General features: G+C 48.0%; 11 protein-coding genes. 5 read left to right on the top strand and 6 right to left on the bottom strand.

All coding sequences use genetic code 11. The features are described 5' to 3' along the window. Window positions 1-299 precede the first annotated feature (299 nt). Window positions 300-4,211, bottom strand: coding sequence for an EAL domain-containing protein (locus P3C17_RS01660; protein ID WP_300927816.1), 3,912 nt, complete (start codon window positions 4,209-4,211; stop codon window positions 300-302). A 65-nt stretch (window positions 4,212-4,276) separates the two neighbouring features. Next, a complete protein-coding gene (trmL, locus tag P3C17_RS01665; RefSeq protein WP_233079682.1) occupies window positions 4,277-4,744 on the bottom strand; it encodes a tRNA (uridine(34)/cytosine(34)/5-carboxymethylaminomethyluridine(34)-2'-O)-methyltransferase TrmL in 468 nt (155 codons plus the stop codon). An 84-nt stretch (window positions 4,745-4,828) separates the two neighbouring features. Between trmL and P3C17_RS01670 the strand changes: the two genes are divergently transcribed. Next, on the top strand, window positions 4,829-5,743 hold the full coding sequence (locus P3C17_RS01670; RefSeq protein WP_300927817.1) for a cation diffusion facilitator family transporter: 915 nt from the start codon (window positions 4,829-4,831) through the stop codon (window positions 5,741-5,743). A 22-nt stretch (window positions 5,744-5,765) separates the two neighbouring features. Here P3C17_RS01670 and P3C17_RS01675 read toward each other — a convergent pair whose 3' ends face one another. From P3C17_RS01675 to P3C17_RS01685, 3 genes are read right to left on the bottom strand one after another with little or no spacing between them, the layout of a single operon-like run. Beyond that, window positions 5,766-6,758, bottom strand: coding sequence for an alpha/beta fold hydrolase (locus P3C17_RS01675; protein WP_300927818.1), 993 nt, complete (start codon window positions 6,756-6,758; stop codon window positions 5,766-5,768). Next, window positions 6,751-8,130: an ATP-binding protein gene (locus tag P3C17_RS01680; RefSeq protein WP_300927819.1), complete on the bottom strand. Its 1,380-nt coding sequence runs from the start codon at window positions 8,128-8,130 to the stop codon at window positions 6,751-6,753. Before P3C17_RS01680 ends, P3C17_RS01675 begins: the two co-directional genes overlap by 8 nt. Beyond that, entirely contained in the window at window positions 8,130-8,825 is a 696-nt protein-coding gene (locus P3C17_RS01685; RefSeq protein WP_233079686.1) for a response regulator transcription factor, read from the bottom strand. Before P3C17_RS01685 ends, P3C17_RS01680 begins: the two co-directional genes overlap by 1 nt. 150 nt (window positions 8,826-8,975) lie before the next feature. Between P3C17_RS01685 and P3C17_RS01690 the strand changes: the two genes are divergently transcribed. Next, window positions 8,976-9,443, top strand: coding sequence for a Spy/CpxP family protein refolding chaperone (locus P3C17_RS01690; protein WP_300927820.1), 468 nt, complete (start codon window positions 8,976-8,978; stop codon window positions 9,441-9,443). A gap of 154 nt (window positions 9,444-9,597) precedes the next feature. After that, window positions 9,598-10,113: a hypothetical protein gene (locus tag P3C17_RS01695; RefSeq protein WP_300927821.1), complete on the top strand. Its 516-nt coding sequence runs from the start codon at window positions 9,598-9,600 to the stop codon at window positions 10,111-10,113. 21 nt (window positions 10,114-10,134) lie between these two features. Here P3C17_RS01695 and P3C17_RS01700 read toward each other — a convergent pair whose 3' ends face one another. Continuing rightward, window positions 10,135-11,028 (bottom strand): LysR substrate-binding domain-containing protein, encoded by an 894-nt coding sequence (locus P3C17_RS01700; protein WP_300927822.1) that lies wholly within the window; start codon window positions 11,026-11,028, stop codon window positions 10,135-10,137. A gap of 94 nt (window positions 11,029-11,122) precedes the next feature. Between P3C17_RS01700 and P3C17_RS01705 the strand changes: the two genes are divergently transcribed. Together P3C17_RS01705 and P3C17_RS01710 are read left to right on the top strand one after the other, a co-directional pair. After that, entirely contained in the window at window positions 11,123-12,343 is a 1,221-nt protein-coding gene (locus tag P3C17_RS01705) for a Xaa-Pro peptidase family protein (protein ID WP_300927823.1), read from the top strand. Window positions 12,344-12,481: 138 nt separating this feature from the next. Beyond that, the gene (locus P3C17_RS01710) at window positions 12,482-13,177 is read left to right on the top strand and encodes a hypothetical protein (RefSeq protein ID WP_300927824.1); all 696 of its coding nucleotides are present in this window, start codon (window positions 12,482-12,484) and stop codon (window positions 13,175-13,177) included. The last annotated feature ends 79 nt before the right edge of the window (window positions 13,178-13,256 follow it).

Below are 13,256 nucleotides of genomic sequence, written 5' to 3' on the forward strand. Positions count from 1 at the left end.
CGTATTTGGCGCCGCAGCGTTGTTGCCTGCTCTCTCTCGCCCCAGTCGCATAGGACAACTATGCTCCTGGGGTCTCGTTCGTTTGTCGCCTAGCTGCAACACCAACTACTTAGGGTAAACGGCCGTCGTCCTTGAAGCTGCAGCTTTGTTGGCTGCGCTGCTCGCCCCAGTCACATAGGACTACTATGCTCCTGGGGTCTCGTGCACTTGCCGCCGCGCTGCAACTCCAATTACTTAGGGGATTACCCGTCGTATTTGGCGCTGCAGCGTTCGGGCGGGGATAAACCCCGCCCCTGCAATTAGGTGTCTTTCTTCGGTTCTTTATCCAGCAGCAACGCAATCTGTTCAGGTTGTACTGGTGGGCTGAATAAGTAACCCTGCACCACCTGACATCCCATTACGTGTAGCAAATAGGCCTGCATTTCAGTTTCCACACCTTCGGCCACTACTGCGATTTTCAGATAACTGGCCAGCCGGATAATAGTGGAGGTGATATTGCGATCCTGCTCTGAGCTATCCATGTCTTTGATAAAAGCCCGGTCAATTTTTAAGGTATCGATAGGGAAACGTTTCAGGTAACCCAAAGAGGAATAGCCGGTACCAAAATCGTCCAGCGCCAGTGTAAAACCAAGAGCTTTAAGCTGATGCATCACTTCAAGGCACTGATCTGCGTCGCGCATCATAGCGGTTTCGGTGATTTCCAGTTCCAGTACACTGGCATCCAGTTGGTAATGCTGTAGTTCCTGTTGTAAAAAGTCCAGTAAATCAGGTTGTTGCAGTTGTTGTACTGACAGGTTCACTGCGACACGACCCCGCATCCGGCCTTGTTGTTGCCATTGACGGATCTGAGCGCAAACCTGACTGAATACCAGCCTGTCCAGTTGAATAATGACGCCATTTTCTTCTGCGATAGGGATAAACATCACAGGAGAGACCATGCCTCTGGCTGGATTATGCCAGCGACATAAAGCTTCATAGCCCACTATGGTATTGGTGCTGACATTGTATTTAGGCTGGTATAACACTTTAAACTCGCCCTGGCTGATGCCCCTCCATAAATCGCTTTCTAACGCCAGATATTCAGGAGTGCGTTGCAGCATCTTGTCATTAAAAAATTGCGAATTGTTGCGACCCATTTGTTTGGCATGGTGCAAGGCTGTATCAGCACTGCGCAACAAAATATCTGAAGAGCGGCCGTCGTCAGGATAGACAGCAATACCAATACTGGCGGTCAGAGTGATTTCCAAATCCCCCAGCAACAGTGGCTGTCTGATGTGCTGCAGCAGCTGTAAACTCAGTCGGTTCAGCAACAAGTCAAACTGTTCAAGACTGAAATGAGATGGCACCAGAACGGCAAACTCATCTACGCCTAATTTCGCCAGAATATAGCCTGCGGGCAATTGTTTTTGCAGGCGTTCAGAAACCATTTTCAGCAGCATATTACCGCTGTCGTGGCCTAAGGAATCATTAATTTTGGCAAAACGATCCAGGTCGATCAGCAGCACAGCAAAGTGTGGAAAACGGCTGTTGCAGCTAAAGAATGCTCTGTCCAGATGTTCCAGAAACAAAGCACGGTTAGGCAACTGGGTGAGGGGATCTCTGGTGCTGAGTTTTCGCAGCTCACGTTCATTCAGCTTACGATTGGTGACATCAGAAAATATTGCCAGATAAAGTTTGGCTTCCGAAGCCCCTTTGCCGGATAACAAGGTAATGGCCAGTGATAAGGCAAAGCTGTCACCATTAGCTTTTTTACTCCAGACCTCACCTCGCCAGAAGCTGAATTGCTGCAGCTGCTGCACTATAGTTTTTAGTAGTTCAGTCTGATGTCCTTGAGCTGTATACAGCTGTAAGGTTTTACCTTCCATCTGTTTGGCATCAAAACCGGTGATCTGACAAAAAGCCTGGTTTACTTTTTCAATACGCAGCTGCTCATCGCCTAACCAGACTGCATCCTGGGTGTTGTCGAATAGGGAGCTTATCATCAGCTGCTGTTCCATCGCCTGATGCAAACGATTCTGGTGCTTTTTATAGCGCCATAACAACAGAACCAGCATCAATACTGAGGCAAACAACATCAGCCAGAGCCAGCTTTGTTGGATCCACCAGTAGCGGTTAAACTGCAATTGATAGTCACCCACATGTTGCCAGCTCAACCCATCCTGACTTGCTTCAATGGAGAGCCGATACATAGCGCTGTTATCCAGATGCAAGGTAAACTGGCGCTGAGGGTAAGTCAGCATCACAGCTGGTGCATTATCCAAACGATAACGGAAGTAATTCCATTGCTTACCAGCCGTTGGGTAATGGCTTAGGCGAAACTGTAGCAGTGGGCCCCAGCTGTCCAGTTGCAACAGATGATCCTGTTGTTTCAATCGCTGGCCATTTTCGGCAACGAGTTCAAGACGCAAAGGGTTCGCTATGGTGCTGCTTTTGTGTTGAGTCAGTGGCAATCGGTAATGACCTATGGAGCTGTTGATGTGCAATTGCTGATCCACTAACTGAACCTGAAAGGGGTTCAATTGTTCAGCCTGGTTCAGTTGCCATTGCAGCAAAGACTGATCGGTCAGATCCAGTAAGCTCAGCTGTTGTCTGGACCAAAGCCATACTTGCTGATCCTGCTTCAGCATACGTTGCTGTTGCCAGGGCACCTGCCATTGGTTTTGCAGGATCAGAGTTAATTTAGAATGATTTTGTTGAGCCTCGTAGTGATACAACTGATCCGGAGTCAGCAGCCACAGCTGTTGCTGTTCCGGCACAATATCCAGAATTTGTCGCGCATCCAGACAAGGTGATGTAGTGCAGGGGCTGAGGTCGTAGGTCGCCAACTGTTGCGCAGCCAATTGATAGGAATACAGTCTGTCGCTGCCAGAGAGCCACAATTGTCCTGACTGATAACGTACTAAAAGCCAGTTGGCATGATCACTCAATAAGCTGGACGTTGTAGAGGATTGTTCCCATTGCCATAACCCCTGATGCGTCAGATACCAGAATTGATCGTCTGCCAACGCCAGATCCAGTACAGGTTGTTGCTCCACTGACACCCAGTTTGCTGTGCTCTGGTTATAACGCCAGATTTGTTGACCAACCCAAACAAAATACTGTTCCTGATACCAGCATTTTTTTACCTGCTGCAAAGCAAAAGGAAAAACCAGGGGTGGGGTGGGGTTTTGATCGGGGGTCACCTGAGTTAATTGCTGTTGGTCCAGTTGCCAGTGTTGACCTTTGTGATCCACTATGACCGATTTCCCTCTGGCTTGAACTTCTAAAGCCGAAGATTGTGCCAGAGCTAAGGTACCGACCGGATCCGCCAGCCAGATATTCTGATGCCGATCGGCAAAAAGCTGAACCCAGGGTTGAGCCAGGTGTTGAGTTTGCCAGCTTTGGTTATCTTTTTGGTAGAGGTAAAGTGTTTGGGCAGATAACAGCCAGACCTGACCTAAAGGATCGACTTCTAAAGCTGTGGCATAAAAATGTTCTGGAGTCTTTACCTGCTGGAGCTGCTGTTGCTTTAACTGATAGAGTGTTTGATTTTGTGCAAGCAGCCAGAGTTGTTGATCCGGACCTAAAGCTAAGTCGGTTTGCTGGGGTAAATTCATCGGATAATGCTGCCAGCTTTGGTTTTGCAAATCATAGCGGGCTAATTTTGCATCTTTAGACCATAACCATAAATAGGCGCCATCACTGACCCCCTGAGCCCAGCCCGCTGCTGTACTACTGCCTCGCCACAACAACTGCGCATCAGTGGATTCGGCTGACCACTGCCAGATTTCCTGTTCGGTTAAGATCAATGGCGTGGAATTGCCAGATAAAAACAAGGCTTTAATAGGGGTTTTGCTTTGCCAAATCTGGCGGAATTCACCACTTTGTTGTTCAAACAGCCAAAGTTGGTCAACACTGGCCAACCAGAGTTTATGTTGATCCAGTGTCAGTAGCTGCACCAGCGCCTGAGTCTGTAGTTCGGCAGGTAAAGTATAAGAGCGGTGATCGTGCCCGTCAAAACGGTGTAGCTGGGTACTGGTGCTCCACCACAATAAACCGGATTTATCCTGAGTGAACAGCTCAATAGCTAAATGTTGTGACTGACGTGAGTGCACCATAGGTTGCACTTGCAAATAAGCGTGCAGGCCAAAACTGCTGCAAACAAGCCAAAGCGCCAGACAAAATTTTAGGCAACGCAGCAGCATCTGAATGTAATCCCTGGGTAATTTCATTAAAAATACTGATAAATCAGCAGGCTGAGTATCACTATAGCTCTATGATTCAGAGCTTGGCAAACTTAGGCTCTGGCGCCTGCATAACCTAACTGACGCCATGATTCATAAACAAATACCGACACTGCATTGGACAGATTCATCGAACGGCTATCGGGTGTCATGGGGATGCGTAACCACTGCTCTTTTGGCAAGGTTGCCAGCAGATCCGCAGGTAAACCCCGGCTCTCAGGGCCAAATACCAAGGCATCTCCTAACTGGTACTGCGCATCGCTATGATGATTGCTGCCTTTGGTGGTGCAGGCAAAAACCCTTGTTGGCTGAACCTCTGCTAAAAAGGCTGCAAAGTTCGCATGACGTTTCACATCAGCAAATTCGTGGTAATCCAGGCCAGCTCTTTTGATGCGTTTATCATCCCAGGCAAAACCCAGTGGCTCAATTAAATGCAGGCGAAAACCTGTGTTGGCACAAAGGCGGATAATGTTGCCGGTGTTTGGCGGAATTTCAGGTTCGTATAACACTATGTCTAGCATGATGATTTCCAGTATCTGAAGCGCGGTGAGTGTATCAAAATTGGCGTACAATGCCTATGGATGCAGATGATGAAAGAGGCTGACGTGAGCAGTTTGAATAAGCAAACAAATCAAAGCACAGATTATCAACTTTGGGTGAAGCGCTCTGGTTATCTGACCCTGACCTTCGCATTGACTATTTTAGTGCTGAAGTTATGGGCCGTACTAGCCACGAACTCGAGCTCTGTGCTGGCCTCATTTACGGATGCATCGCTGGATTTATTGGTCTCGGTATTAAACTTTGCGGTGCTGAGTTATGCACTGCGTCCTGCGGATAGCAACCATAGTTTTGGTCATGGCAAAGCCGAAGCTGTAATGGCGTTGTTGCAGGCTGCCTTTTTAACCGGAGCCGCTTTGCTGTTATTCACCCAAACGGTGAGCCGCTTTCATCAAACCGGAATAGTGCAGCAACTGGCTTTTGGTATGTGGATCACTGTGCTTTGCGCTGGCCTAACTTTGACTTTGGTGTTGATCCAGCGCTGGATTATCCGGCGCACAGGCTCTTTGGCTGTGAAAGCTGATTTATTACATTATCGCAGTGACTTGCTGATGAACCTGTTGGTGCTGGTAGCGCTGTTTCTAACCAGCCAGAATTTTTTATGGGTAGATAATTTGGTGGCGGCACTGATCTGTGGTTATTTGCTGTATAGCGCTGTAGTGCTGGCTAAAGAAGCCTTGCAGCATTTGTTAGACGAGCAACTGCCAGCTGAACAATTGCAGCGTATCAAAGACACAGTATTAACCCAAACCGAAGTGCTGGCGGTCGAACAACTAAAAACCCGCCAGGCGGGGCCTGCAGTATTTATTCAGCTGCGGCTGGTGTTACAGGATGATTTATCTTTACTGGCAGCTCATGCCATAGTGGATCGCGCTGAGCAGCAATTAATGGCCTTGTATAAACAGGCGGAAGTGATTATTCACGCTGAGCCTTATTCAGAGTCTGAGCTAAAGCAGAAGTGATGATTCGGGCTGAGTTTGATATTCATAATCCAACTTGAAGAAAAAACTTATTTAGCGCTCTGAACAACTGGTTACGCAGTGCATCGCTTTCAAAAATAATTTCGTGCAAGGCGCCTTCAATCTTTACTAACTCAGCGGACGGATGTTTTTGTTGATAGCGCTGTTGTTGTTCATTATCCACTACCGGGTCTGCAGTCGCCTGAATAATCAGTTGAGGTAAAGACAAAGCCTGGGCTTGCTGTAACTCTTCAATAGCAAGCAGAGCCTGCGTCAACCAACGGCAGGATACTCCGCCTAATTGCAGTTCAGGCTGCTCAATATACAGTTGCCGAAACTGCTGATAACGCACCTGGCTGTGTGTCAGATGATTGCCGGTAAAAGGTCTGTCTTTATAACGGGTTTGGCCCGGGAAATACCAATTTTGGCTGCTACATAGTCTGTTTAGTCTAGCCATCAGCCGGGCAAAAGGCTCAGCTAGTGCTTTTGGTAAAGGATGACTTCTTATACCAAACATAGGGGAGCAATACACAGCTCCAATCAGCCCATGCTGTGTGTACTGCTGCAGATAACGACACAAAATAGCGCTGCCCATCGAATGAGCCAGCCCCAGCAAAGGTGCCTGCTGCTGTGGCAGAATATGACACTGTAACCAGAGCGCAAAATCCTGCACATAATGCTGAAAATCAACCACGTCGCCTAAATGCCGATCCGGGTTTATTCTGTCTGACAAACCCTGACCTCTGTGATCAATCAGATGCACAGTAAAACCGGCCTGATATAAATCAAAACAGAATTCCTGATACTTCTGGCTGGCTTCAATCCGTCCTGGTGACAGCACTATTTCAGCTCTGGGCTTTGGGTGGCGAAAACTGCTGTAACAAAGCCGGGTTTGATCAAAACTTAAAAAAGACTGATGCTGGCCTTGTTGCCAGAATTGCTTGAGCAAAGGCAATGCCGGTGCCAGTTGTTCTTCAGTAAAACTGGCAGACAGAGGGTAAATGTTTGTTTCAGGCAAAGGGCCGTCCTTCGTTGTGCAGGGGTAACAGAATACGGATCACTAAACCACCGGTTTCAGGCAAACTGGCGCTGATACTACCTTGATGTTGCCGTATGGCTGAAGCAGCAATAGCCAAACCCAAACCTGTGCCATTCTGGTGTTCACGCACTGTGGATACCCGGTAAAAAGGTGCAAAAATTTGCGATAAACTCTCTGCTGGCACGCCTGGTCCCTGATCCTGGATCAGTAACTCAAGCTGCTGTTCGTGCTGCTTGAGTGTGCATAAAATCAGGCTTTGCTCCGGGCTGTATTTAATGGCATTACGCAGCACGTTTTCAATAGCACGGCCTAATAAGCGTTGATCGGCATCCAGCCAGCACTCTTCAGGCGCATTCAGATGGACCTGCTGTTGTTTAGCGTCGGCTTCGAGCTGATTCAGTTCAATAATGGCATTGAGCAACTCAGTTAAATCCAGTTGCTGTTTTTCCAGTGGGTATTGACCTGCGTCCAGTCGGCTGAAGGTTAAGAGTTCGTCCAGCAGTTGATCGAGCAACTTCAATTCCATTTCAATACGTTGCAACTGAGGATGATCCCCCTGTCGTTGCTGCAACGCCAGCGCCAGTTGTGAGCGGGTCAGCGGAGATCGGAGCTCATGCGACACATCCCGCAGCAAGCGCTGCTGGTTATGGATCAGGTTTTCTATCTGAGCGGCCATGGTATTAAAGCCCCGACCTAAATCGCCCAGTTCATCTTTACGCGCAGCCAGTGCCGTGACTCTGTTGTCCAGCTCACCTTGAGCAAATTTTAAATGGCTGCTACTTAGTTCACGCAAAGGTCGGGTAATGGACAAGGCCAGAATTAAGCTGGCGACGGCAGATACGGCCAGCAGCAACATCAGCAAAAAGCCTTCCGGTAATGCATGCAGTTGCCACCAGGCTTGTTCAGGCCGTTGTTTTAGCTGAAATAAGGCGACATTTTTATCCGAAGCCACGATCACTAATGGCCCCATCACAAAAGTATTTTTATACACCAGCATACGGGGCCTGTTGAGCTGCGATAGCTCAGTCAACCAGTTCGGGTCAAAGTTTTTCGGGAGAGCCTCCGGATTCAGCAACTGATTATTGTCTACATCGACCATTAGCCAGCGGCCTTTGTATTTGCGTTCCAAATCCTGTTGTAATCGGGTGAGATTGGCAATTGGCTGAAAATGTTCTTTCAGATGCCTGAATTGCTCAGCCACAGGGTGGGGTAAACGCCGTATTTCCGTTTGTTCAGGCCAGCCTCTGGCCAACAAAATAGCGCCAGCTACAGCCACAGACAATACCAGCCAGAACCATAAAAATATGCGGCCAGCCAGATAATTCACCGGGTTACAACGCGACCAGTTCATCAGTTCTCACCCTGGAGTAACAGATAACCTAAACCTCTTAAGGTCTGAATTTTTTCACCTTCATCATACTGGGCAATTTTTTTGCGGATATTACTGATATGCATATCCAGACTGCGATCGTACAGCTGCAATCTTTTACCTAAAGCCAGTTGGCTTAAATCTTCTTTACTGACCACATCACCCGCATGGCGCATTAATAGCTCAAGAATTTGATATTCGGTGGCTGTTAATACCAAAGGGTTATCCAGTACACAGATTTGGCGTTTGGCGCTATCGAGTTTCAGTTGATTCACCTGCAAAGAACTGGCTTGAGGTTGCTGCTGTTGTTGCACCAACTCGACCCGGCGCAAAATAGCTTTAATGCGCGCCACCAGTTCTCTTGGGCTGAAAGGCTTCGCCAGATAATCATCAGCGCCCAGTTCCAGGCCAACCACCCGATCGATTTCATCCCCCCGGGCAGTAAGCATCAGCACAGGGCAGTAGCTATGCTGGCGTAACTGCTTCAGCACTGTTAAACCGTCCATGCCGGGCAACATAATATCTAACAATACCAATTGAAAGGCGTTGGATTTAGCAAGTTCAAGACCTTCAGGCCCCTGATGCACTGCCGTAAACTGATAACCATCCAGCTGCAGGTATTCCGCCACCAACTGGGTCAGAGCTACGTCATCATCAATCATCAATATAGAAGTCATTTCAGCTCCGGGCTGTTTTTTTGCCAGTGTAAAAGACAAGGCCATCTTGTTGCAGTCCTTTACACAACCTTTACGTTGGCTTTGCGCTGCTTTGCATTCAGTGTCGTAAGCTATCACTGTCGCAATACAGCCCAAACGAGGAAAGACACTATGAAACATTCTACAGTGATTGCATTATTATTCAGTGGTTTAGTTGCCGCAACCAGCATCAGCAGCTTTGCAGGTCCTGAACGTGGTCATCAAGGCCATGGCCCGGCAGCCGGCTTCCATATGAAGGCTTTAAAAGGACTGGATTTAACCGATGCGCAAAAAACACAGATTAAAACTCTGATGGAACAACACCGCGCCACTATGCCAAAACGTGGTGAAGCAAAACCAGAAATGGAGCAGTTAAAAGCCCTGGTACAAGCGGATCATTTTGATGAAGCAGCGGTACGGGCTTTATTAGAGTCCAAACAAAAAGACAGACTGGATCACGAAGTGGCCCGCGCCAAATTACAGTTTGAGATCAACCAGGTACTGACGGTTGAGCAAAAAGCTAAACAGGCAGAGCGCCAACAGAAATGGCAGGAAAAAGCCAAAGCAAAGGCAGAAGCCAGAGCTGAAGCCAAGTCTTAAGTTGTAGTACCAGAAAACGGCAGTCTGCTAAGCAGGCTGCCGTTTTTTTATGGAAAAGGAAGCTGTTTGCAGATCAGACGCAGGATAGTTTTCCGCTTTCCTAAAACCTGCGACACTGCTACCTTAGCGACTTTTACATTGTGGGGGTAAACCGATGAAAAAGAGCCTGTCGTATCTGAACTGGAGTTTGCGGCGTTTAAAGTGGAGCGGTGTGTGCAGTTTTTTGCTTGCAGCTGTCGCGGTGGCCGTTTTTGTCTGGTTTCCCAAATACATAGTGCAAAGTGATGGCTCTGATTTGTTGCAGGTTCCTGCGGTACTAAGTGGTATGAATTGCGATGCCGATTTAGGCGGTAAAGGTATTATTTATTTAAAAAGCAGCTTGTCGACCGAATGGTTACCTCTGCAAGGCAGACAGGACTGCGACAATACCCAGCAGTTGTACGGCTTTTTAAACAGAGACAACCAGCTGATATTTTTTATTGAAAATAAAGTAGGTGACTTTTTAATCCATGGCATCCGCACTTCGGCGACCAATAAAAAGCTGTTGTGGCCAGAAGACAACATCATTGTGATGCAAAAATGGAACAGTCTGCCGCTGGTGCTGGCTTTTATGTTTTTGGTTTGTGGTGTGATGTTCTGGCGGGCCTACACGCAGCGCACTGAATATTGAATCAGCGCACTGAATACTAAATCAACGCGCTGAATTCGGAACAACTTGTGGCTGAAGTTGTTCCGTCAGCCATTGAATAAACTGCTCTACAGCAGTAGCTTGCACACTGTCGGCTTTGTAATGCAGCTGATACTGGCCCCAGGGCAACTGATAACTAAACTGACGCAAGGCAATCAGCTGGCCTGCGGCTACAGCAGGCCCTGCGATAAAATCATTCGACAATGCAAAGCCACTGCCACAACTGACGGCTTTTGTTGCCAGTAACGCCAGATTGACATAACGCAGCTGCAAAGCTGCAGGGCTGCGTAGTTGTTGATGCTGACACCATAACTGCCAGTCTTCGCCTGTTTCTGAGCTGTACAGTGGGTAATCCAGTAGTTCTGCTGCTTCTGCGCCAGTTAACAACTGAAACTGTGCTGGCGCACAAACCGGGTACCAAAACTCTGTGCGTAATTGCTGACTGACAAAGCCAGCAGGGGCGGGCCAGGTGCCCAGGATCATATCGTACTGCTCTGCATCGGCATGATGCGCCATAGACGCCATATCCAATAAGGTGTCCAGGTCAGGATAACGCTGTTTAAATAATTCCAGTCGGGGGGCCAGCCATTCCACTGCAATAGAGGTTTGTGCCAGAATTTTTAACTGCACAGGAGGCTGGTTTAATAAATGCTGAGTGACAGAGTTCAGCCGGACAAAACAATCCCGCACCACTGAATACAGCATATCGCCCGACTGTGTCAGCTCTACGCTTTTGTTTTGCCGCAGCAACAAAGGCTGGCCGATAAAGTCTTCCAACAGTTTCACCTGATGACTGATGGCGCTTTGTGTGACAAACAGCTGTTCTGCGGCTTTGCTGAAGCTTTTTAGTCGGGCTGTGGCTTCAAAGGCCTGCAGCGCTTTCAGTGGAGGCAACATAGATGAGCTCAATTCATGGGTTGTTGAGTTTATATCATTTTAATTCATGCAATCACAGTCGCATACTCAGCTTATCAGTTGAAAACCGGAGTAGATGATGAGTCAGATAGGTGGTCAAACCAAACAACAGGCGCTGGACAGCTTAAGCTCAATGACGGCGGGTGTGCAGCCTATAGGGCTGGCGGAGTATCAGGCTCGGATCAAAAAGGCTCAGCAGTTGATGCGTCAGCATGGCATCGATGTGTTGTATCTGAATGCCGGCACTAATTTAAGTTACTTCACAGGTACAGTCTGGTATGCCAGCGAAAGGTTAGTGGGGGCCCTGCTATTTGCAGAAGAGCTGGCTGAAGGTGAACTGCTGTATATCAGTCCTGTGTTTGAAATTCCTACGCTCAGCGGTTTTCAGGTGGTACAGGGCGAAGTGCTGGGCTGGCAAGAGCACGAAAACCCCTATCAATTGCTGCTTGATAGCGTCAAACGCATTTGTCATAAAGCAGATCCTGTGCTGGCTTTGGATGACAGCAGCGCATTTTTTATTTTTGAAGGCTTACGTCAGGCCAATCCACATCAACAGATTGTCAGTGGTAAAGTCATTACTCAGGGCTGCAGGGCGCAAAAGTCAGCGGCTGAACTCGCCATTATGCAGAGGGCTATGGATATGACTCTGGCAGTGCATCAAGCCGTCGCCAGTATCTTGTATCAAGGCATCAGCACCACTGAAGCCGAAGCTTTTATCAACGAAGCACATCGTAAAGTAGGCGCCAGTGGATCCTATTTTTGTATCGTATTGTTTGGCCCGGATTCAGCGTACCCACATGGCGTGAAAACACCTAAAAGCCTTGAAGCTGGCGATATGGTATTGATTGACACTGGCTGTCGTTTATTGGGTTATGTCTCTGATATTACTCGTAGTTATGTCTTTGGCACGCCCTCTGATCGTCAGCGCGAAATCTGGGCTGTAGAAAAAGCGGCTCAGGCTGCTGCTTTTAGCGCAGCAAAGTTGGGTATGGCTTGTGGTTTGGTGGATGCAGCAGCGCGCCAAGTATTGGAAGCTCATGGCTTAGGGCCGGATTATGCACTGCCGGGTTTACCGCACAGAACTGGCCATGGCATTGGCATGGATATTCATGAAGGCCCCTATTTGGTGCGTAATGAACATACTTTATTGGCGCCAGGTATGTGTTTCAGTAACGAACCTATGATCTGTGTGCCGGGTGAGTTTGGTGTGCGGCTGGAAGATCATTTTTATATGACAGCTGCTGGTCCTCAATGGTTTACACAACCCTCCGTCAGTATTGATCAACCCTTTGCTTAAACCCAAACAAACCAGCCGCATCTGACGGCTGGTTTTACCTTTGGTTGTATCCTGTAACTTTTGCCAACCTAACCATTACAAATGGTCACAGCGCCACTTTTTCTTGCCCTTAGACTCAAGGCAGCAAAAAGGAGATCGATGATGCAACGTTTGGCTTTGGTAATGGTGTTTAGTGGGTTGTTCCTTTCAGGCTGTGATGTGGAGCTGATATCAGGTAAGGACAAAGCCTACAATTTTAATTTCAACTCCGGAGCTCAGGGCTGGACCGCTGGCTTTTCTGATTATCCTGCCGACAATGCAGCTATTTACCAGTTGGCGTCAGGTATCCGCACTTTGCCGGGTGAGGCATCGACTAAAGGCTTCTACCTTTCTGGCATGAATCGCAGTGATGATTTGTTTATGTTCCTGAAAAACCAGTTTTCCGGGCTTGAACCTTCAACTAAATATTACGCCAGGGTTCGACTGACCTTTTTATCTAATGCTGGTGTCAATTGTGTCGGAGTAGGGGGCGCACCAGGTGAAAGTGTTTACCTGAAGTTTGGTTACGGTGACAAAGAACCAAAACAAGAGGGCTACTATTTAAATCTGGACAAAGGTCAGCAGTCACAATCAGGCAGTCATGCCAAAGTGATAGGTGATGTTGCCGCCCAAGGCGCAGCCTGTGATGGCTCTGTATTTGCCGAAAAAACAGTTCAAACCACAACCAGTCAGCGCATTCCTTTGTACAGTGATGGACAGGGTAGGGTTTGGGTCTTTGTTGGCACAGACTCTGGCTACGAAGGTTTAACCTCGCTGTATTACAAAAGCATAGAAGTTGCGCTCGAACCTTTTTAAACGCAATTCAGTTTCCTGCCGGCCAGATGGAATGATGTGCCATCTGGCTGGTTTTTTTTATGACAGAGAAGGAGAAGAT

It is taken from the genome of Rheinheimera sp. 1928-s, from assembly GCF_029269265.1.
Lineage (GTDB): Bacteria > Pseudomonadota > Gammaproteobacteria > Enterobacterales > Alteromonadaceae > Pararheinheimera.